At 57.1% G+C, this 21,857-nt stretch carries 15 protein-coding genes and 1 tRNA gene; 5 read left to right on the forward strand and 11 right to left on the reverse strand.

The features are described from left to right. Positions 1-58: 58 nt before the first annotated feature. The gene (locus tag B0G80_RS36685) at positions 59-589 is read left to right on the forward strand and encodes a hypothetical protein (RefSeq protein WP_147309971.1); all 531 of its coding nucleotides are present in this window, start codon (positions 59-61) and stop codon (positions 587-589) included. Positions 590-1,013: 424 nt separating this feature from the next. On the opposite strand, the gene B0G80_RS36690 is transcribed toward B0G80_RS36685, so the two are convergent. The 4 genes from B0G80_RS36690 to B0G80_RS36710 all read right to left on the reverse strand — a co-directional run bounded on the left by B0G80_RS36690 (position 1,014) and on the right by B0G80_RS36710 (position 4,526). Next, positions 1,014-1,229: a BPSL0761 family protein gene (locus B0G80_RS36690; protein ID WP_116122597.1), complete on the reverse strand. Its 216-nt coding sequence runs from the start codon at positions 1,227-1,229 to the stop codon at positions 1,014-1,016. 315 nt (positions 1,230-1,544) lie between these two features. Continuing rightward, positions 1,545-2,189: a hypothetical protein gene (locus B0G80_RS36695; protein WP_116122598.1), complete on the reverse strand. Its 645-nt coding sequence runs from the start codon at positions 2,187-2,189 to the stop codon at positions 1,545-1,547. A gap of 669 nt (positions 2,190-2,858) precedes the next feature. Then, positions 2,859-3,509: a hypothetical protein gene (locus B0G80_RS36705; RefSeq protein WP_147309972.1), complete on the reverse strand. Its 651-nt coding sequence runs from the start codon at positions 3,507-3,509 to the stop codon at positions 2,859-2,861. A gap of 402 nt (positions 3,510-3,911) precedes the next feature. Beyond that, positions 3,912-4,526, reverse strand: coding sequence for a hypothetical protein (locus B0G80_RS36710; protein WP_116122601.1), 615 nt, complete (start codon positions 4,524-4,526; stop codon positions 3,912-3,914). Positions 4,527-6,263: 1,737 nt separating this feature from the next. On the opposite strand from B0G80_RS36710, the gene B0G80_RS36715 reads away from it, so the two are divergent. The 3 genes from B0G80_RS36715 to B0G80_RS36725 are packed head-to-tail and all read left to right on the forward strand — an operon-like array spanning position 6,264 to position 11,331. Next, positions 6,264-8,984 (forward strand): DDE-type integrase/transposase/recombinase, encoded by a 2,721-nt coding sequence (locus B0G80_RS36715; protein ID WP_116122602.1) that lies wholly within the window; start codon positions 6,264-6,266, stop codon positions 8,982-8,984. An 8-nt stretch (positions 8,985-8,992) separates the two neighbouring features. Beyond that, entirely contained in the window at positions 8,993-10,015 is a 1,023-nt protein-coding gene (locus B0G80_RS36720) for an AAA family ATPase (protein ID WP_116122603.1), read from the forward strand. 2 nt (positions 10,016-10,017) lie between these two features. Beyond that, complete coding sequence (locus B0G80_RS36725; protein ID WP_116122604.1) at positions 10,018-11,331, forward strand: TniQ family protein; 1,314 nt, start codon at positions 10,018-10,020, stop codon at positions 11,329-11,331. Between the two features lie 609 nt (positions 11,332-11,940). Here B0G80_RS36725 and B0G80_RS36730 read toward each other — a convergent pair. The 7 genes from B0G80_RS36730 to B0G80_RS36760 all read right to left on the reverse strand — a co-directional run bounded on the left by B0G80_RS36730 (position 11,941) and on the right by B0G80_RS36760 (position 20,662). Next, positions 11,941-12,642: a hypothetical protein gene (locus B0G80_RS36730; protein WP_116122605.1), complete on the reverse strand. Its 702-nt coding sequence runs from the start codon at positions 12,640-12,642 to the stop codon at positions 11,941-11,943. 1,149 nt (positions 12,643-13,791) lie between these two features. Further along, positions 13,792-13,879 (reverse strand) — tRNA-Ile (locus B0G80_RS36735). 153 nt (positions 13,880-14,032) lie between these two features. After that, entirely contained in the window at positions 14,033-16,438 is a 2,406-nt protein-coding gene (gene rpoD / locus B0G80_RS36740; RefSeq protein WP_116122606.1) for an RNA polymerase sigma factor RpoD, read from the reverse strand. A 91-nt stretch (positions 16,439-16,529) separates the two neighbouring features. Beyond that, positions 16,530-18,401, reverse strand: coding sequence for a DNA primase (gene dnaG / locus B0G80_RS36745; RefSeq protein ID WP_116123865.1), 1,872 nt, complete (start codon positions 18,399-18,401; stop codon positions 16,530-16,532). 81 nt (positions 18,402-18,482) lie between these two features. Then, positions 18,483-18,929, reverse strand: coding sequence for a GatB/YqeY domain-containing protein (locus tag B0G80_RS36750; RefSeq protein ID WP_116122607.1), 447 nt, complete (start codon positions 18,927-18,929; stop codon positions 18,483-18,485). A gap of 234 nt (positions 18,930-19,163) precedes the next feature. Then, complete coding sequence (gene rpsU / locus B0G80_RS36755) at positions 19,164-19,376, reverse strand: 30S ribosomal protein S21 (RefSeq protein WP_106282666.1); 213 nt, start codon at positions 19,374-19,376, stop codon at positions 19,164-19,166. A gap of 68 nt (positions 19,377-19,444) precedes the next feature. Next, complete coding sequence (locus B0G80_RS36760) at positions 19,445-20,662, reverse strand: NAD(P)/FAD-dependent oxidoreductase (protein ID WP_116122608.1); 1,218 nt, start codon at positions 20,660-20,662, stop codon at positions 19,445-19,447. A 121-nt stretch (positions 20,663-20,783) separates the two neighbouring features. Here B0G80_RS36760 and tsaD point away from each other — a divergent pair, with 121 nt between their 5' ends. Further along, positions 20,784-21,812, forward strand: a complete 1,029-nt coding sequence (gene tsaD, locus B0G80_RS36765; RefSeq protein WP_116123866.1) for a tRNA (adenosine(37)-N6)-threonylcarbamoyltransferase complex transferase subunit TsaD — start codon at positions 20,784-20,786, stop codon at positions 21,810-21,812. Positions 21,813-21,857 lie beyond the last annotated feature (45 nt).

Here is a 21,857-nt window from a genome sequence, read left to right on the forward strand (position 1 = left end):
CGCGTCGCTCGGTTGAGCGGCGACGCGGGCTGCCGCGATGTGCGCGTCGGTCGTTGTCATGAGCGCAGCCATCCCCGAGACGCAAACCGCCGATGAGCGAAGGTTTATCCGCAACTGCACGGCGATTTGCGGGCAGCAAACTCAGCGACTCGTTCCACATCTTCTCCAGACGTTCAGACAGCAAACAGTATGGCCGAAAGGTAAGTGGCAGAACCGCGGACTAGAACGAACTGAGTTTCGCAACGGCGGGTGCGATGTCTTCGTTGGCAGGCCCTATATCCCACTCGCTCGCTTGAATGACCTCGCGACGACAGAGATCGCGCTCTCGCCGCATCTGACGAAGCGAGGGCCAAACGGGCTTTGGTTCATTGGCCGTGGTGTCGAGCATGAGCTGGTGAACCGAGCCAGCCAGATTATGTTGTTTGGCCACGTGGACTCAGACGGCCAACCTGTCGAAATTCAATGCGTCAATTCATGTGGTTACGAAGCCGCATCGTTCGACTTGTTCTTAAGGGAATCCGATGCAGAACAGCAAGCTCGAGAAGATGAAAAGGAGTTCGAGATGAAGGTTGGCGTCCGCTCGATTTGAGGCGAGGACGTTCTGGCGCTCCTGGCTCGCGCCGACGTCATCTTCTGCGATGACACAGAAGTCCCACTCACCGCCGCAGGTCAGCGTTTCCTCGAAGTGGCATCTGTCCCGGACGCAATGACTGTGCTGGAGCTGCTGCAGTCAATGACTTGCCGTTGATCGAAATGGATGGCAAACCAAGTCCTTTCAGGGGCGAGGAAGCATAGACCGACGCTGCAGGCGACCCCCAGACGCCCGAAGCGGTGAAAGACCCGTGAGACGAAGGTCGAGGCCCGCGTTGACGTCGCACTGCAGGGCTCGGAGCCGGACCGATCACCAAAATCAACAACGTCCTAGACCGACACGATGCGCGGCCATAGGGAGCCGGAAACGGCCCGTATGTCGTCCAAGGTGCGAAGTGACCCGCTCGGCGCGTCAGTGACGGTCACAATGCCTCGTCGGATCCTTCCGGCAATCCCCAAATTTCGGGTGATTCCAGCGACCACAAGATGACGTCGGTTGGTGTCGGGTCGCTGATGAGAAGCCCCCTCGCGAGGGCTCGGACGGCACCGGGGACTTCGTACGTCTTCCCGTCCGCCAGCGTTTTCAGGAAATCCCGCGTTGCCACCACGGATGCAGTGCGCTTCTCGGGCGTCGTCATGACAGTTTCTCCTCAAAAAGCTCCACATACTGGCCTACCGAAGATGGCGCCGCACTGCTTTTCCGGTGTTGAGCTTGTGCAGCACGCCCTTGCGGCAAGCCTTCGCTTCCGCATGAAAGGCAGGGCCCGCGACATTTCCTGACACGCTGAGCGGCGGCTCGTCTTGCGTTGCATCCATTAGCGACATCGCCTTCGTTCAAGAAAAGCGTATCCTGGAAGACGAGCACGCAGTCCGGTACGCGAGATCACTGCGCGGTACCCTTTAACCGCGCACCGTCATCTCGGATCGCCTATAGTTCACATAGAGCGTAGTGGTCAGGACGAGGTAAAGTTCGCATTCGGCTTTGCGCCATGCGACCGCCCTTTTATGAGTTGTTCTACTCGCTTCGTTGCGAGCAGATTGACTAGCATGCTCTCCAGACGGAACTCGGGTAAGACACTTACTGCGACGTGTTGCAGCAGCCCGCTGTCAGCGATTTTTGTCATGATTTTCCAGACGTAATCCGCTGGTGCGTCTTTTTTGAATCCGTGTAGGTCTTCAAATTCGAGGCGTTTCCTTGATATTTCCGGAACGCAAAGCGTGCAATCGCGCTTATTACCCTCATTGAAGTCGAGCAATACGGGTAGCCTCCCAGCCTCCTTCCACCTGTTATACGCCGCCCTAACCTCCGGGTCTGTAAAGTCCGCCAGCCAGTAGATTTGCACGTCGTTTAACTGGAGTAGCATGGTCATCACCGGCAAATCGTTCGCGGGAAGGCACGCGATATTCATTTCGTACCTGATATCGCCAGTCGGAAGGAAACTCGCGCCGTCAGTTGGGATTGGACAGCGCAGCACGGGAAAGTCCGCCGGCAGACCGTCAGCCAGTTCCGATGTATTGAATTCCGAGAGTTGCTGGAGGTTGGTAATGTCACCGACAGCGAAGGATGGGGCGGCATCGAGAGAGATGAGAGCTTCCATTACGTCTATTCCTTGATTTCGACTGAGAGCCGCGCTATGACACAAATGCCATAGTCCCGGTGCTTCTCCGCCCCATGGGACGGAGGATCAACTGAAGCCGATTTGCTTCAGGGCCACCGACGTGACTAGACACGCCACATCGGCACCAAGATCAAAAGGAAGTAGAACCATTGCGGCCACTACTCCAGCACCAGAGAACTCTCGTCTCCGGAATTCTGCACTTGCTCACTTGTAATGAGTCAATCCAGAATGGAAAACTGTGTGTGCATTATAGCCGAGTACGGTGGTTTGCTCAATAGATGTTGCTGATAACTTAGCCTTTTTAAGGCGTCATCCGAATAAAGCCTGATACAAACGGACGACACAACGGCCTTCTGCTGGAGGTGTTTTGTTAGTGCCCGGACAGAGACGATAAGTGAGCCAACTTCAATGGGCGACTCGATCATTGAATTCGGTTATCGCAGCCAAGTAGATTGCCAAGATTCGGGGCAAATCAACATCCCTGTAGATTTTGTAGTGGACATCATCATGGTCTGCAGGACTGGCAGCCAAGTCGACGAGTTCACATGCGCTCTCGCGTCAGCCACTCCGCGCGAGTACCTCAACTAGGAAAATGCGCGACCACTGGCCGCGCATCAAGAGACTGAATAGATTTCCTTTTCAGAAAATTTACCGCTGAAAGACTATTTTCATAGGTGTTGGCATTTCGACCATTTTGTCGGCGGCTACCCAGGGCTTGAAACGTCCTGTGAGTAAAACATTCACAAAGACCCGACGCAGTTGCATGCCTTCAATATCAGATTCTGCCTGGCGCTGAAGTTTCCCACTCATAGCCAAGGTTGCCATACCATCCCATATGAGCTGCGCCGAAGGAGCTGGCACGTTGCGAAACTGTTCGTTGCGGTAAGTGCCGTGCGGTACACCCGCCTTAAGGAAAAGAGAGTACCCCAGCTCCTCCGTCTGACCCCGGACATCGAATTGAATCAAAGCGTGCCCGGCCTTCCTCCACTTATCTAATGCGGCCCACACTTCCGGGTCGGTCATGTCGGCCAGCCAGTAAATCTGCACATCGTTTAATTGCAGGCGAATGCTCTGAACCAGCCCATGTTGCGTTTGGATAGTTCCGAACCCGAAGTTGAGTTGACCATCCTTCATGCTGAAGCATTCCGCGTCATGAGCCGCAACCGGACACGTTAGGACCGGCATGTCTTGAGGCAGACCGATGGACTGTTTCGGCCGGTATCCCAGAGATTTAAGTTGCTCCAGGCGGCCGAGCGGGACGAGGTCGGAATACATATCGATAATTTGAAATTCGTTCATTGCTTTACCTATCATGTTTGATTAGCCTCTGGCGCGAGCGCCGCGCCTTCACCGCATATCCGCTACCGCAGGATCGGTCGCCAAAGACGCGATCCTTCGACAACTGACTGCTTATTCGTATAGCGCTAACACGCCTTGACGAATTGATTCGAATACAGCTCTGCGAAACCCGACGAAATGGCGCAAAACACCGACATATGCACCAGCGCCGTCATACAGTCCACCATCGCAGTTGGCTGTCGAATGCTCAAAAGATCAGGATGCGCAGCATGAGGCAGGCACAACAGTTCGGTTGAGCGGAAACGGATGCGCGATGATCTTTAACCGCGCATCGTCATCCAGCACAGCCCACGTTTATGATTGTGTCTGCCGGTCAGAACGACCGAACAGCGGATTTTGGCTTTACGCCACACAATCGCTCTTTACGAACGGCTCTACTCGCTTTGTAGCGAGAACATTGACAAGCACCCGCTCCAGACGAACATCAGGAAGCATGCTCACTGCGACGCGCGGCAGAAATCCACTGACGGACAGTGTCGCCATCGTTTTCCAGACGGAATCCGCCGTCGGGATTCCCTTGTGTGTGCGAAGTTGTTCGAAGGCTAAGTGTTGCCTCGGTATTTCCGGAACGCAGAACGTGCAATCCCGCTCGTTGTCCTCATCGAAGTCGAGCAAAATTGGCAGCCGCCCGGCCTCCTTCCACACATCGTACGTTGCCCAGACCTCGGGGTCCGCAAGGTCTGCCAGCCAGTAGATTTGCACGCCGTTTATCTGGACCTGGATTGTCAGCAGCGACAGATTGTTTACGGGAAGGCACCCGAAGGTCGTTCGGTACCTGATAACGCCTGTCGGGACGAAGTGCGCATCTTCAGCTGCGATTGGACAGCGCAGCATTGGGAAATCCGCTTGCAGACCGTCTGCCAGCTTCGATGCTCGGAATGCCGGGAATTGCTTAAGTTCGGTGATGTCACCGACGGCAATGACAGGGTCGGTATTGAGAGAGATGACAGCTTTCATTACTTCCATTCCTTTGATTTCGACTGAGAGCCGCGCTATGACACAAAGTGTCATAGTCCCGGTGCTTCTCCGCCCCATAGGACGAAGGATCAACTGAAGCCAATTTGCTTCAGGGCCACCGACGTGACTAGACACGCCACATCGGCACCAAGATCAAAAGGAAGTAGAACCATTGCGGCCACTACTTCAGCACCAGAGGACTCTCGTCTCCGGAACCTGCATTTGCCCACTCGTGATGAGCGAATACAGAATGGAAAGCTATGTTCGCATTATAGCGGAACACGGCGTCTCGCTCAACAGCCGCTGCGCATTCTCTGCAACCTTCTTATTGCCGCCTTAGCGCGGCAAAGAAAACGCAAAGTACATCGATTAGACACGTACCCTCATCTATACGTGTCTCGACCCCCGACTGAACACGCGAAATCGGATCGACTTCTGCAAGCGACCAACTTATTGAATTTTGCCAACGCAGCTAGGTCAGTTGGCCAACATTGAACACGGAAGCCGCAAATAGCCAGGCCGCCGGCTTGAAGAACCGACTTGCACGCGAAGTCGCTACGACGCATTGGTCACATTGCATTATGACTGGCAGATGGGCCGTAGCACAGCCGACAGAGACGATGCCTACCTCCACCTACTGTGCCCACCACAGACTGATCGCAGCGCCCGCCAACGAGGCCCTGGAGATCGCCTCCCTGGCTGCCCACCGCGTAGCGGCTAGGTGTGCATCGAAACCGGCGAAGAAGGGGGCTTGCAAGCGCTCGCGTGAGAACATTAAATGAATCGCTCAACACACTCAATCCGCGTATCGGTGTCTGTTGCGGCAACCAGCTATTCGCACAATCCAAACAGACATCACACTCGTTCTTTATCAGACGGTATTGAGCGTTGAAACTAACAGGGTCGCAATGAGCGCAAAAACATATGCTTACGTAAGCATATGTTCTGAAGATCGAGGATATGCTTCAGTGAGCATATGTTTTTTGAGAGTTGATTGCAGATGCTTACGTAAGCATAGAAGGGAATACCGAGGCCCCTGCCAGCTGACGCTGGCGCCCCTTCCACCATTCACTTTTGAAATGGCTCCGACAGACTTTCAGGTCGCGGTTCTATCTTCGCTGCCGCATGGACTGTTTCAACCTACCCCCGTGGTAGTCCAGTTTCTTCAAACGCGCCACCGGTCGCACCCGTCCACGCTGAAGGTCAACGCACGTCTCTTCAGTCGGAAAAGCGGCGTAACGTCGGGCGGCCAGTGCTCGGCCGACCTATGACTCTTCAAGTATAAATGCCGGGATTGCGAGATGCCAACGTAATTCGTTCGCTCTCTTCGCGGATTAAAATAGGAAGTAGAAAAACAGATTTGATTCACGCGGCTTTTTCGAAAATCGAAAACATCAAAATAAATCGCTCAATACCTATCACAGGAACCTCTGCGTCGTGTGACGAGAGGCGGATCGCAGAAGTTGCGCGGGGAGGATCGCTGCGGTCAAGGTCTCAGGCGGATGCGAAGTGGCTTAGCGCCCCAGCGTGTGCTGTGAAACTTCCCTATGACCATGAACAGTTGCTCCAGTCAAGCGCACCCAGCGGGCCGGAGAATAGAGACCCTTGAGACTCTGGCGCTTCATGAATCTCGTTTCCAGGATATTTGAGTAATTTTCGGTCGAATACGACCGAAATGCGAAACATGGATCGCAGACATCCCTACACCTCTATATACGCCCAACATTTTGAACTCAGATGCTCGACAAGATTCACCTCACCAACCTCTTCGACAAACTCGGCACGCCCGACAAGGGTCGCCAGCTTATTCAGACCGCGCGCATCCAAGCGCCCGTGACACCACCGACGGTGCAAGGTGGAAGCGTGGCTACCATCCTATCCAGCAAAAAGATGGGGCGAGAAATTCGCACTGAGACACGTCACATCGAGTTCCCTGCTGCTGTGACGAAGGAGCACTCGGACGACGTTCTCGAATACTACGAGCGTCCGTGTGAACTGAAACTTCAATTAGTGGACGAGTCTACCGGCGAGATTCGCAATGCTCGCATCAGTCCCAACTTCCTTACGATTCGTGACGACGGCTTTACTCTCGAAGAGTGGAAATCGGAGGCAAAACTTGCCCGACTCGCTGAGAAGTATCCATGGTTCTATTCCAAGGGAAGCGATGGTCAATGGTATGCCCCGCAAATCGAGAAACAACTCGCCGACCTCGGCATCCGCTATCGGGTGTTCAGCGATGCTTCGATTCCTCGTCGGCGCGTGGATAACCTTCTCTACCTAGCTGACTATCTGCACCTCGCAGAACCGTGTCCGGACAATGTCCTGACGCGACTTCATAACGCGCTGCAGGAGCATGGTTCCTTGACCTTCATGGAGCTTCTTGGAGCCCCGCACGAATTCGATGCCGACTTTCTGAATCGAGCGATCGCGGGAAACCGCGTCGCAACCGACCTCGACAGTCAATCACTGGGCGACAAGCGAAGCTTCCGTCTCTTCCGCGATGAAGCGTTGCGAGACTTCGTGCTTGCAGACACGCGCTCTGGCAGTTTGCCTGGCATCGACCGCTTCGCCCTCAACATTGCCAACGGCGCCAAGTTCGTCTTCGAAGGCAATGAACTCACTATCGTGATGGTGGCCGGTGATTCCGTCGTCTGCAACAGAGAGGATGGCTCGACCATTACGTTGACGCGTAGCTGGCTTGAGAATGCACACGAAAAAGGCCAGGTGAAGTGCCCTCAGCAAGACCAGCAATCCAGCCAGGACCTGAGCCGCTATTCGAAGGAGGACTTCAAGACCGCGCTTCGTAGGCAAGCGCTGCTGGAGGCTGAAGCGGAGCCCACCAATGTGTCTGAGCGAACGCTTCGCCGCTGGAAAGCCCGTCAGGAAATCGCTCTAGCCAATGGTTCCAACGAAGTTCTCGCGCTGGTGCCGGATTCGGGCTCTAGAGGTAACCGCAAACCCCGATTGAGCACGCGCCAGGTCGAATTGATGGACGAGGTCATTGATGAGCAATGGCTCAAGAGCAATGCAATCAACTACAAAGCCTGCCACCGCATGCTGCTCGCCGCGTTCTCAGAGGAAGGCGAGGTGCCGCCGTCGTATCCCACGTTGATCGCGCGAATCAAAGCGCGCGAAACCAACAGAGACGTTCGTACGCGATACGGGAAACGAATTGCTTACCAGCAGAGTACCTTCATTGACGTCTTGCACCACGACTCACCTGTCCATGGTAGCCGGCCGTTCCAGTACGTGCACATTGACCACACGCAACTCGACATCGAGGTCATCTCAAGCCGCACTGGGAAGCCACTTGGCCGCCCATGGCTGTCGCTCGCGGTCGACTCATGGTCGCGACGGATTGTTGCGATTTATCTCACCTTTGATTCGCCATCTTACACATCGGTGATGATGACCATCAGGGATATGGTTAAGCGGTTCAACCGCCTTCCAGAATTCATCGTTGTCGATAACGGCAGTGACTTCATGTCCAATGCGTTCGAGTCCTTCCTTAAGGCAATGGGCACGCACCTGCGCTTCCGCCCTGCGGGACAGCCACGGCATGGCGCGGTTCTGGAACGTATGTTCGGTCGCTTGAACACCGAGTACATCCACAATCTGGCAGGCAACACGAAAGCCACGAAAAATGTTCGCATGGTCACCGGTTCCCACCTGCCCCAGAAGCTCGCAGAGTGGACCCTCGGTGCACTCTATCTCGGTATTCAGCACTGGGCATGGGAGTTCTACGATGAGAACACGCATCCCGCTCTCGACGAGTCACCACGCGAGGCTTTCGTACGAGGCGTCCGCGAAAACGGTGCACGTGCGCAAAGGCACATCCAGTTCAATCGAGACTTTTTGGTTGCAACGTGTCCGCCCGTCGACCGAACTGGCACGCGACAGATTCACCGCCAGCGCGGCGTAAAGGTAGACCAACGGTTTTATTGGAACGAAGCGTTCAATGATGCACTGCTCCATGGGGAGAGCCTGCTCGTTCGATATGACCCGTGGGACGCATCTTCCGTCTATGTTCGCGTGAAAGACACTTGGGTTCGTGCAGTTTGCCGAAACCTGCATGGCCTCGGCTTACATACCGACGTTGAGAAGCGCGCGTTGACAGAGGAGTACAACCGCCGCCACGGATCGCTCGCCGACAACGAGCGCGACACGAAGCGACTCCGCGAATTCATCCAAGTCTTCACGCCAGAGGGCGCGCTTGCGACTGAATTTGAGCGTCAAGCTGAAAACCGACTTTTGTACACCGACCTTGACCTTGCCAGCGTTGAACCGGTCGCCGTGTCGCGACGAATCGGCATTGATGCGAAAGCGCCGAGCGCCTTTGAAGCGCCGAACAAAACCGCAGTACCGATTCGGACGCAACAACCTATTAGCCATCCGTCACCGTCGCCGGACGAGACATCTGACAGCGAAGACGACCTTATCGATTTCGAGGATTTTTGAAAATACTTATGTCACAAGCTAATCAAACCACGGCGTCCACGGCTGTTGACGTGGCTCGTACGCTTTCAACAAAGCGCATTAAGCACAATCGTGTCACAGAAGTAATGGGAGAACTTGACACACTGATTTATCCAAATAGTCAAGACAGCATCCTCCTTGTCTGCGGACCAACCGGTGCGGGCAAGACAACACTGTCGAGAGTTATGGTTGACTCCGCTCTTGAAAAGGGTGTTTCGCAAATGCAAGCAAATGGTGGGGTAATTCCCGCGGTATATGTTGAAGCTCCCTCCTCGGGCGAGAACAATTTTTCATGGAAGCTGTTCTATCATCGAATCCTGACGCAGCTAGGCGACAACCTTAACGTGCCCAAGATGCTGTATGGCGTCGATGAGCAGACCGGAAGAGTCGTTCGGCCAAAAGGCATGAACGGCAATAGCTTGGCTGCCCTCCGCACGGCTGTAGAACGCGGCTTGCGTGAGCGACAAGTGCAGTTCTTGGTGATTGATGAGGCGGCCCATATCATTCGCCAGACGCGTGGGAATCAGCGTCTGGAGATTCAACTCGACACGCTCAAGTCGCTGGCAAACCAATGTGGCACTCAGATAGTCCTAGTCGGCTCCTACGACTTGTACCAACTTGTGTCGCTTTCAGCGCAGCTCGCGCGGCGAACGCACGTACTTCATTTCGAGCGCTATCGTGACGACCGCCCCGAAGACGTGAAGGCGTTCGAAAGCTGCGTGGCGCTATTCGAGAAAACGTTGCCGAATCTTTGGGAAAAAGGTCAGCTTAGACGTTACACGAAAGAGCTTCTTGAGAACACGTTGGGATGCGTCGGCACTTTGAGTAGCGTTCTCATTCGCGCGGCAAAACTCGCAGAGGCCGCGGGTTCATGGTCGGTGAGCTCTTTGGAGCGCGCGCTCCTTAACGAAGCACAACGCAACCGAATCCTCGAAGAAATCATCGATGGAGAGACTGCCATCGGGCCAAGTTTCACCCGAATGATGCCCAAGACTAAGCGTGCAGTTGTATAAACATGGAACATCCAGTAACGAAAGACCTACTAATGACGCGCTCGGTTCTGAATCCGGTCGCGCCGATCGGCGTCGGAACGCCGGAAGTCGAAAGTCTGGTTAGCTATTTCTGCCGGCTCGCCGTGTCGCACTGCGTTTCTACGAAGAATCTCGGGCGGTACGTCGTGGCTACGATGCAGCGCGAACTTTCAGAAGACAATACATGGCTGATGACAAACAATTTCAGCGGCATGTCGGAGACGGTGGGAGACTGGGCGCGCACATTGTCGGAATTGACGAGCGTGGGGAGTTTGGAATCCCTGACTATGCGTCCATGGCGAAACGTCATCGCAGAGCGAAGCCCCTGTTCGGTGTCGGCTCGCTGGTGCCCGCAGTGTTTGGCAGAAGACCGTGCTACGGGTGTTTCGCCCTATTTCCGGCTTTCGTGGGATGTAGGAGCCGTCACCGCGTGCGCGAAACACAAGACCAGACTCGCACATGTTTGTACGAATTGTGGAGGCATCGACACGAGGCACAAATCATCCTATGTGCTGCCTGGCTGGTGTACGGCTTGCGACAACTTTTTAGGCTGCCCGGACAACGTCGAGCCTGCGACGTCTCCGGAAATCTGGGTCGCTTCGCAGGTCGGCGCTACGTTAGCTGTCCAGAGTACGCTACCTTCGACGCCAACGACGAAGGGTTTGCTCGATACTATTCGGGAGTTGGTTGACCGTCTAGACGATGGAAAGAGTGCAATATTCGCTCGCCGCATTGGCCTCGGTAAGACAACCGTCCACTATTGGCTAAAGGAAGGAGGCTGCCCGACACTTCCCGCTCTATTGCGCATTGCCTCACAAACGGGACTTGCATTGCCCAAGCTGCTGACGGGCGATCTGGTCGACTGGTTGCCAGCCTCCGCCGAGATACACGAACTTCAGCCACTATTTCCGGAAGCCCCAAAGCGAGCGCCGCGTCGACGCCATGACTGGAAGCAAATCCGCGCCGAAATGGCCGCATTGAATAAACTGTCTGTAGCCGTCAGCTTGACTGAAGCGGCGCGCAAGTTGAATATTGGTCCGCGTCTCCTCTATAGAAGAGCTAACGAAGAAGCGCGCATTTTGTCTAAGCGATGGAATGAGCATCAGCGACACAGCGCAGAACAAAACCGTAAAAAGACGAGCGAGCTTATCGAGCGGTTGTATCCTGAGATAGTAGCGCATGGCCGAGCCGTAAATCTTCGCGAGTTGATGGCACACGTTCCGAAGGATAGTGCCGTCAAGTTGCGAGACGTGTACCACCTTCTTAAGGAAATCAAGGAAAGGGACGATTCAAAGTAGCCAATTAAAAAATGGGGCACAGCATGGCCTGTACTCCCTTCAGTCTTTTGGTCAATCGGAATGGATCACCCGGAAACACGCGATCCTGGTGGCCATTTATTGGAAAGCCACGCATGGGGTGTGTAGCGCCGACCGCTTAAGTACCTGGAAAGTACGGGGCTGTTGCGAGGCTTGCGCTAGCAGTTCGCAAGGCGCGCTCGTGTTACCTGTCGTCAAACTCGCGAATAATGCTTTCAGCCCGTCAATTTCATCTTGCGGTACTGCCGGTGCGTGCCACCCAAGGCGGACGCTTTCCTAACTCCTTGCCTCCTGATACCAAGCTGGTTAGCTTCTAACACCATTTGCAATAGGCATCTTGGTCATTACTAGAATTATAAATATGCATTTAATCCGTTGGGGGCTGGCACTTCGGTAAATTCAGAGCAAAGCGATCCTCGTGGAACTACCACATGCATTATCGCCATATGACGTCAATAATGTGCTTCGCACACTTCTCTCGTCCGGCTAGATTATTGACTGGCTGCAAGCGCTCGCGCACTGACACAAACCGAGCGCAGATTATCTGCGCTCGCTAGAGCATCCGTTACAACGCCCTTGTATCAAGTATCGTCATACGCTCGCTCGATAATATAGCCGCGTCACTGTCCCACCGCGGTGGTTGTGGAACTTTAACTTCGCAACCTTTTCTATTCCGAGTTTTGGTTCCATGTCCTGAGTCCACTGCCATGGATACCGGACCATTCCGGTTCCGCTTTCGCTGGCAATGTAGAACGCCGACCCAATATGGTCGCACATAAAGGAAAAATGTGAATCACCCGATGCCTGGGCTACATATCCCCAGTTTATGAAATCATCCGCGAGTTTTTTGCAGACGGCGGGCCCGAAGGTCATTCCTCGCATTCCGTAGCGGAACAGCTCCCAAAACGGCCCCCGCCCCTCGGTTTTTGGATACCCTTTCTTATCCACAACCAGTTCTGACAGCTTATTCGACCATTCGGTTTTGTCGTTCGGTCGTTCCTTTAACCTTTTACCGTTAGTCACAAAACTAGCTAGCTTCTCGCACCAATCGTAATATTCGTCGAGAGGACCGAGCTCATGCAAAATCCCGCTACGCCCGTCGGGCCCCGGTACGTCCCGATATAGAGCGCCAATTTCCAGCCCTTCAGCGAGTTGAGGGTAGTCGGGAGGTGCAACAACCAACGTATTTTCATCTGGAGAGAATGGCTTCCCAGTGACGGGGTCTACCAAATTCGTTGGATATGGTCCTTCAATTTTCTTCGTAGCCAGCGAAACCGCGAAATATCCTTCCATGTTGTGATCCGAGTATTTGAATTATCGACAACGAGTCGAAAAAAACGCCGTGACAGCGCACGCCGTGCCCAGCGCAGTAGATCAAATAGAATTCAAAACACAACACTACCTCCCAGCTTGTTTAATTGATTAAATGAACAGTCATGTATGTTGGGCAAGCGAGTAGTTACTACAAGCTATGGAAACCGCTTTTCGTATGGCTCGCTCAATCAGATAGACGAATTTTAAAGTGCGGATGAACTACAAGGAAGAGCTGTAACCTTGAACGCTGACGCTGCCGATCTTCAAAAATCGGAAATCCGGTACTGAATAGGCAGATTATTCATAGTTTAGAAAAAGCGCTCTAAACAGAAACCTTGGTGGTCTTGTGAGTTCTGTCCAATCGCAAACAGCCGCCGAGTGGTCGCCATCGACGCGCCCATCTTGCGACAGCCATAGCGATCTGCGAGGGGTCGCTGCGGCGCTTTTCACCGAAATGCCGTCGGCCAATTGGGCCAGAGAGTCGATCGAGGCATTTCAGCCTTGGCCGCCTACAACTCGTGAAAAGGCGCTCGTAGGCGGAGTAGGGACATGCTGAAAAACCCTAGGCTGTCTGGATGAAACCGCAACTCGCAGAACGAGGCTATCGCCGACGTTCATGTGTTCCCCGTATACGAGCGCGACATGGCGACAGTGCTATTGAGCGCAACACAAAGGAAATTGTGGGCAGTATTTGCAGTTATTCCGCCGCTAACGCTGAAAAAACTCATCGCCGCGTGCTGCTCGCAGGCCGGTTCAGGTTACGAATATCGGCGACTGAGGTTGGGGACAGTTGAAATTCACTACGCGGCTGCCTCACGACGGCTACACGAGGCAGTCAAGGCTGTCGCGGAGGAATGGAAGCACGATAACCGCCAGAGGGCGTCCAACGCCGCTGAGAAGAGAAAAAGGGGGACAGGATGCTAGGCAGGAGCAGGCCGAAATTACACGGGAGTGGTGGCTGCGGCCCACTGGCCGCAGCCTTACAACAAAGAGTTCGCAGGGGCAAAGCCCCCTCGGGCCTAGCAATAAAACACAACTTGGCCCATCGGACAATCAAGCATAACCTGTCCAGGTGGCCATTTTATGCTTAACGGCACAGACATTATCGGAACCCTTTCTTTGCATCGATGGTGGGCCGGGTCGGAGTCGAACCGACGGTGTCCTTTCGGAGGCGGATTATGAGTCCGCTGCCTGCAACCAGCACGGCGTCCGGCCCAAGAAAAAAGACCCGGTCGTGAAGGCCGGGCCTATTCGTTGATTGGCCGACATACTACACGAAAAAGGGACCTTCGCAACCGCTTCGCTACGGCGAAACAACCGCGAGGCCCCTTCAAACCGCGACATCACCTGCAACCAACGCCGGCTTCGATCAATTCCCTTCAAGGAACGATTTCAGCTTGTCCGAACGGCTCGGGTGACGCAACTTGCGCAGCGCCTTCGCCTCGATCTGACGGATCCGTTCACGCGTCACGTCGAACTGCTTGCCGACTTCTTCGAGCGTGTGATCGGTGCTCATCTCGATACCGAAACGCATGCGCAGCACCTTTGCTTCACGCGGCGTCAGCGAGTCGAGCACATCCTTCACGACATCGCGCATGCTGGCATGCAAGGCGGCGTCGGCCGGCGCAACCGTGTTGTTGTCTTCGATGAAGTCGCCCAGATGCGAATCGTCGTCGTCACCGATCGGCGTTTCCATCGAGATCGGCTCCTTCGCGATCTTCATGATCTTGCGGATCTTGTCTTCCGGCATTTCCATCTTCTCGGCCAGCGTCGCGGGATCCGGTTCGAGACCGGTTTCCTGCAAAATCTGACGCGAGATGCGGTTCATCTTGTTGATCGTTTCGATCATGTGAACCGGAATCCGAATCGTGCGCGCCTGGTCGGCGATCGAACGCGTAATGGCCTGACGGATCCACCACGTTGCGTACGTGGAGAACTTGTAGCCACGACGGTATTCGAACTTGTCCACCGCCTTCATCAGACCGATGTTGCCTTCCTGAATCAGGTCGAGGAACTGCAGACCACGGTTCGTGTACTTCTTCGCGATCGAGATCACGAGACGCAAATTCGCCTCGGTCATTTCGCGCTTCGCCTGACGCGCCTTCAGTTCACCCGCCGCCATCTGACGGTTGGTTTCTTTCAGGTCCTTCAGCGGCAGGACGACACGCGCCTGCAAATCCAGCAGACGTTGCTGCTGCTCGCGAATGGCCGGAATGTTCCGCGTGAGGATCGCGCTATAAGCGTGACCTTCACCGACGATCTTGTCAGCCCACTCGAGATCCGTTTCGCTGCCCGGGAAACGCGCAATGAATTCCGCACGCGGCATGCCGCATTTGTCGACCACCGTGTGCAGGATCTGACGCTCGACCTGACGCACTTCGTCCACCTGCGCGCGCAACGTGTCGCACAGACGCTCGACGGTACGCGCGGTGAAGCGGATCGTCATGAGCTCGTTCTGGATCGTTTCCTGTGCCTTCAGATACGACTTGGACTTGTAGCCTTCCTTCTCGAACGCGCGACGCATCTTGTCGAACCATTCGCTGATCATCGCGAATTTTTCGAGCGAAGCACGCTTGAGCGCTTCCATCTGCGCTGCGTTGGCCGTGGCTTGCGCCGTGCCGTCGTCTTCTTCCTCGTCTTCTTCCGAGTCTTCTTCGACTTCCTCGTCTTCGCTCTCGATCGCTTCCGCTTCCTGCGCGGAGAAACCGTCCGCGTCTTCCGCGTTGGCGTCGATCAGGCCGTCGACCAGTTCGTCGATGCGAATTTCCTCATTCGCGACGCGCTCGGCCATTGCCAGGATGTCGGCGATCGTGGTCGGGCAGGCGGAGATGGCCATCACCATGTGCTTCAGGCCGTCTTCGATCCGCTTGGCGATTTCGATTTCGCCTTCGCGCGTGAGCAGCTCGACCGTGCCCATTTCACGCATGTACATGCGGACCGGGTCCGTAGTGCGGCCGAATTCCGAGTCGACGGTGGACAGCGCAACTTCCGCTTCTTCTTCCACTTCGTCGTCCGACGAAGCCGCCGGCGCGTTGTCGTTCAGCAGCAGGGTTTCAGCGTCAGGGGCCTGCTCGTACACCGCCACGCCCATGTCGTTGAACGTGCTGATGATGCCTTCGATCGCCTCGGTCTCGGTGAAGTTGTCCGGCAGGTGGTCGTTGATCTCAGCGTACGTGAGGAAGCCGCGCTCCTTGCCGAGCTTGATCAGCGCGCGCAGTTTCGAGCGGCGCTCCTCGAGCTCCTCGACCGTGCCCGGCTGTGACGACGCGAAAGCGTCTTTCAGCAGCGCTTTTTCCTTTGCACGACGGTCGCGAGCCTTGGCCTTTTCAACCTTGGCCGGAGCAGCAGCCGTGGGGTTTTCTTCGCTTTGGGTTGCGTCGTCATCGACGGGTACTTCGTTCAGCTTTTTCGTCATGGAGTTCGCCGTACCGGCTGTAGTCTCGACTCGCGGCTGGTGGACGCCAGCCGGTTGAACCGTGGATACTGGAACCTCGCGCACTGCCGCATCGTCCTGCGCGGCAGCCGCTTCCCTTGCGCTTCTGACACCCGACCCCTTCGTGGCCGGCACTGCTACAGCTTTTGCCGCCCTGACCGGCTCCGCTCGCGCAGCCGAAGTGGTCGAGGACTTCTTCCCGGCAACCGGTGCAACACTGACCGCAGACGCTTTTTTGGCAGAAGAAACTAACCTGGCTTCGGTGACCTTTCTGGTCGGCTCCTTGGAGCTTGTGCCTGTTGTTTTCCTTCCGCCCATTGTTCCGTCCGCAGTCTTTGCCATCGCATCGCCTTTTCGCCTTTGCTAGGAAAACCCTTGAAAAACAATCCGCTGGAAACCTTTTATTATAGCACCGAGGGTCTCCGCGCTCCGCCTACAGCCCGAGCTGGCGCTTCATGTCAGCCCGCTTCCGATTGAGCTCCGACAGCTCCGCAAACTCCTCCGGCGTGTGCCGGGATTGCCGCGAAAGCTGCTCGAGACGATCGCAGTAAGCGTCGTACCGCATCTTCAGGATCGCCGCCTTCAACTCCTCTCCGACGATCCGTTCCTGCTCGCGCCGCTCCTCGATAACGGTCGCATCTTCCGGGTCCTTCAGCAGCAAATCCCGGACGTTTTCATCATAGTCTAGAATTTTGCGAAAGATTTCCTCGAAAGTTGGGGCGTTCGCACCGTTTCGCAATAGGTCGGACAACAACTGAAACTCCGCCGAATCGCCCAGCGCACGTGCGTGCGTGGTCACTTCCTCGAACAGTTCACCGTGCCGCGTAACCGTGAGCAACGCCTGTTCAGCCTCTTCGTCCAGCACGCCCACGGTGCGCGGATACATCACCAGATTGCGCAGCGTTTTTTCCTCGATGCCCGTCACACTGCGCCGGTCTTTGCGGGCCGGTGCGGCGCGGGCCGCCGCCGCGATCCGGGAATCGACCTCGCACAGCGCGGCGACTTCGTCGAACGGCACATCGAGCCGGTCGGCGAACATATGCATGATCTGCGCGCGCAGGGCATTGGCCGGCAGCGCCTGCAGCAGCGGTTTGGCGTCGAACAGCGCGCGGGCACGGCCTTCCGGCTGATCCAGCTCCTTGCCGGTCAACACTTCGTTCAGCATGAACTGCGACAGCGGCATGGCCCGCTCGACCTGCTCGGCAAAGGCCTCGGTGCCGTATTCACGCACATAGCTGTCCGGATCGTGCTCGGACGGCAAAAACAGGAACCGGATGGTCCGGTTGTCCGCCGCATGCGGCAAACAGGCATCCAGCGCGCGGCGAGCGGCGCGCCGGCCGGCCGAATCGCCGTCGAAACTGAAGATGACCGTATCGGTCTGGCGCATCAGTTTCTGCACATGAATCGGCGTGCAGGCCGTACCGAGCGTGGCGACCGCGTTCTGGAACCCCAGTTGGGCCAGTGCAACCACGTCCATGTAACCTTCCACGACCAGCACGTAGTGTTGTTCGCGGATCGCCAGACGCGCCTCGAACAGCCCATACAGCTCGCTGCCCTTGTTAAATAATGGCGTTTCGGGCGAATTCAAATATTTGGGCTCGCCGCTGTCCAGCACGCGGCCGCCGAAGCCGATCACCTGCCCCTTCACATTGCGAATCGGGAACATGATCCGCTCGCGAAAGCGGTCGTACCGCCGGTTCTGGCCCTGAGCGTCGGACTTTTCGCTGACGATCACCAAACCCGATTCGACCAGTGCATCGTCGCGATAGTTCGGAAAGGCCGGTTCGAGGTTCTGCCAGCCGTCCGGGGCGTAGCCGAGTCCGAACCGGGCCGCGATCTCACCGGTCAAGCCGCGCTTCTTCAGATACTGGATCGCGGCCGGCGCGCCGCGCAGTTGCTTGCGATAGAAGTCGCACGCGGTCTGCATGACATCCGAAAGCGCCGTCGTAACCGCTTTGGATGCTGCCGGCGCATAGCCGCCGCCGGCCCCGCTGCCGCCATAGCCGGGCGACGGCTCGTTCGGCACGGTCAACCCGACGGACTGCGCCAACTCATTGACCGCCTCGGGAAACGAGGACCCGACGTGTTCCATCAGGAAACCAATGGCCGTACCGTGCGCGCCGCAGCCGAAGCAGTGATAGAACTGCTTAGTCGGACTAACCGTAAACGATGGGCTTTTCTCGTTGTGGAACGGGCACAGCCCCATGAAGTTCGCGCCGCCCTTTTTTAACTGCACATACCGGCCGACCACGTCGACGATATCGACGCGGTTGAGCAGGTCCTGCAGGAATGACGGAGGAATCACAGTAAATGACGCTGCCTTAAAAAACTCAACGCCGTGCACGCCGTCGAAAAACAGCATGCACGACGCGAAAAAAACGGAAATTTACTTCGCGAGCGCGGCTTTGACTTGCGCCGAAACAGCGGTCATGTCGGCGCGGCCGGCCAGCTTCGGCTTGAGTACGCCCATCACCCTGCCCATGTCCTGCGGTCCGGCTGCGCCGGTTTGCGCCACCGCTGCCTGGACTTCGGCGACGATCTCCGCCTCGGACATCTGCTCCGGCATATAAGCAGACAAGATCGCCAGTTCGGCCTTTTCCTTGTCGGCCAGATCGGTGCGGCCGGCGGCTTCGAACTGACTGATCGAGTCCTTGCGCTGTTTGATCATCTTGTCGATGACAGCGGTGATCGCGGTGTCGTCGAGCGTGATGCGCTCGTCGACTTCGCGCTGCTTGATCGCGGCAAGCAGCAGGCGGACCGTGCCGAGGCGCTCGGTCTCACGGGCCCGCACGGCGGCCTTCATATCGTCGTTGATCCGGTCCTTGAGACTCATCACTCACCTGAATGCGTTGAAATTGGAAAAACCGGCCAGACTAACCACTCAACACGCGCATCAACACGAATACCCGCTTGGGACTGCTTCCTCAAGCGGGTTGGCACACTGTGCGTGGTGGTTGCGACCCTGCCGGCTGGCCCGAAGGGCCGTGTTTTCCGTGACGACGCCTGTCGCGCCCTCACCGGTTGGATGTCGCCGCTCCGTCAGACGGGAACCGCGGCAACGCCAGAATCAGTAGAACTTCTTTGGCAGCATCTGGCTACGCAGACGCTTGAAATGACGCTTCACCGCCGACGCCTTCTTACGCTTGCGCTCAGCCGTAGGCTTTTCGTAAAACTCGCGAGCGCGAAGTTCCGTCAACAAGCCGCTTTTCTCCATGGTGCGCTTGAACCGGCGCATGGCAACTTCAAACGGCTCGTTGTCTTTTACGCGGATGGTCGTCATTTTTCAATAACGGAACTTTGTCAAGGTTCAGGAGTATAGCAGAGCTTTCTCACAAAGCCAGAGCGCCGTCAAGCCCCTCTGGCATACTCCGCGGCCGCCTCGCCAGCCGCCACACCCGACGCCCACGCCCACTGAAAATTGTAGCCGCCCAGCCAGCCGGTTACGTCGACGGCTTCGCCGATGAAGTACAAGCCCGGCGCACGCGCGCTCATCATCGTCGATGACGACAGGTCGCGCGTGTCGATGCCGCCGCGCGTCACTTCGGCTTTGCGATAGCCTTCCGTGCCGTTGGGCGTGAGCGTCCAGCGCGACAGCGCCTCGCCGACGCGACGCAGGGTTTTGTCCGGCAGATCGGCCACGCGCGCTTCGGCGGGAATCTGGTGGGTTTCCAGCCAGACATGGGCGAGCCGCTGCGGGACCCATTCCGACAACAGATTGGCGATCTGCCGCTTCGTGCCGGTCTTCGCTTCCAGCAAGGCGGTCGTAGCGTCCTGCTCCGGCAGCAGGTTGATGTGAATCGGTTCGCCGGGCTGCCAGTAGCTCGATATCTGCAGCACACCCGGCCCGGAAAGACCGCGGTGAGTGAGCAGCAGGTCTTCGTTGAATTCGGCGCCGGTCTTCTTGTTGCCGGTCGCCAGTTGCACTTGCAGCGAGACGCCGGAAAGCGCCGCGAACGGCTCCCAGTCGCCAGCGGCGAAGGTCAGCGGGACCAACGCGGGGCGCGTGTCGATCAGCTTGTGACCGAACTGCTTGGCAAGGCGATAGGCGAAATCGGTGGCGCCGATCTTGGGAATCGACAGCCCGCCGGTCGCGATCACAAGCGCGCGCGCCGTAATCGGCCCCGCCTGCGTATCCAGCGTGAAGCGCCCTTCCGGATCCTGCCGCACCTGCTCGACCGACAAAGGCGTGCGCCACGCCACGCGGCCCGCGTCGCACTCGCTCTTCAGCACATTGATGACCGCGTCGCTCGACTGGTCGCAGAAGAGCTGGCCTTTGTGTTTCTCGTGCCACGTCACATGATGGCGCTTAAGAAGCGCCATGAAGTCGCGCGGCGTATAGCGCGCGAGCGCCGAGCGGCAAAAATGCGGATTGGCCGACAAATAATTGGCCGGGCCGGCATACAGATTCGTGAAGTTGCAGCGGCCGCCGCCGGAGATGCGGATCTTCTCCGCGAGACGCTGCGAGTGGTCGATCAGCACCACGCGGCGGCCGAGTTGCCCGGCCACCGCCGCGCACATCATGCCGGCCGCACCCGCGCCGATCACTGCGATATCGAAGGATTCCATGGGGCCGCATTGTACCCGCGCGTCGGCGGCGCCTTGCCCGCACTGCTATACTTTCAGGCTTGCCTCCTCACTGTCGGGCGCCGGAGTTTTGCCACTTCTGCGTCCGCTCAAGCCCACCATCATGCTCGTTCTCGGCATCGAAAGCTCCTGCGACGAAACCGGTCTCGCGCTCTACGACACGGAGCGCGGCCTGCTCGCGCACGCGCTGCATTCGCAAATTGCGATGCATCGGGAGTACGGCGGCGTGGTGCCGGAACTGGCGTCGCGCGATCACATCCGGCGCGCGCTGCCGCTGCTCGAAGAGGTAATGGAACGCGCGGGCGCGGCCCGCAGCGACATCGACGCGATCGCCTACACGCAAGGCCCCGGTCTCGCGGGCGCGCTGCTCGTTGGCGCGAGCGTCGCCAATTCGCTGGCCATGGCGTGGGACAAGCCGACCATCGGCATTCATCATCTCGAAGGGCATTTGCTGTCGCCGCTGCTGGTGGATGAGCCGCCGCCCTTCCCGTTTGTCGCGCTGCTGGTTTCGGGCGGTCATACGCAGTTGATGCGCGTGACCGACGTGGGCGTCTACGAGACGCTCGGCGAAACGCTGGACGACGCCGCCGGCGAAGCCTTCGACAAAACCGCCAAGCTGCTCGGCCTCGGTTATCCGGGCGGCCCGGAAGTCTCGCGCATGGCTGAATTCGGCACGCCCGGCGCGGTGGTCCTGCCGCGTCCCATGCTGCATTCCGGCGACCTGGATTTCAGTTTCAGCGGCTTGAAAACCGCCGTTCTCACGCACGCCAAGAAGCTCGGCGGGTCGAATATTTGCGAGCAGGCGAAAGCCGATCTGGCGCGCGGTTTCGTCGACGCGGCAGTCGACGTGCTGGCGGCGAAGTCGCTGGCCGCACTCAAGAAGACGAAGCTCAACCGGTTGGTCGTTGCAGGTGGTGTCGGCGCGAACCGGCAGTTGCGCGAAGCACTGTCCGCTGCCGCGAAGAAGCGCAATTTCTACGTGCACTATCCGGACCTGTCGCTGTGCACGGACAACGGCGCGATGATCGCGCTGGCGGGCGCCCTGCGACTGCAGCGCTGGCCGGATCAGTCGGGCAAGGACTACGCGTTCACGGTGAAGCCCCGCTGGGATCTGACCTCCCTCGCACGCTAAGCCCGTAATGTTCTAGTCGTAAAAAAAGCCGCTCTGAAACGAAGC

This window comes from Paraburkholderia sp. BL6669N2 (assembly GCF_003387275.1).
Taxonomy (GTDB): domain Bacteria; phylum Pseudomonadota; class Gammaproteobacteria; order Burkholderiales; family Burkholderiaceae; genus Paraburkholderia.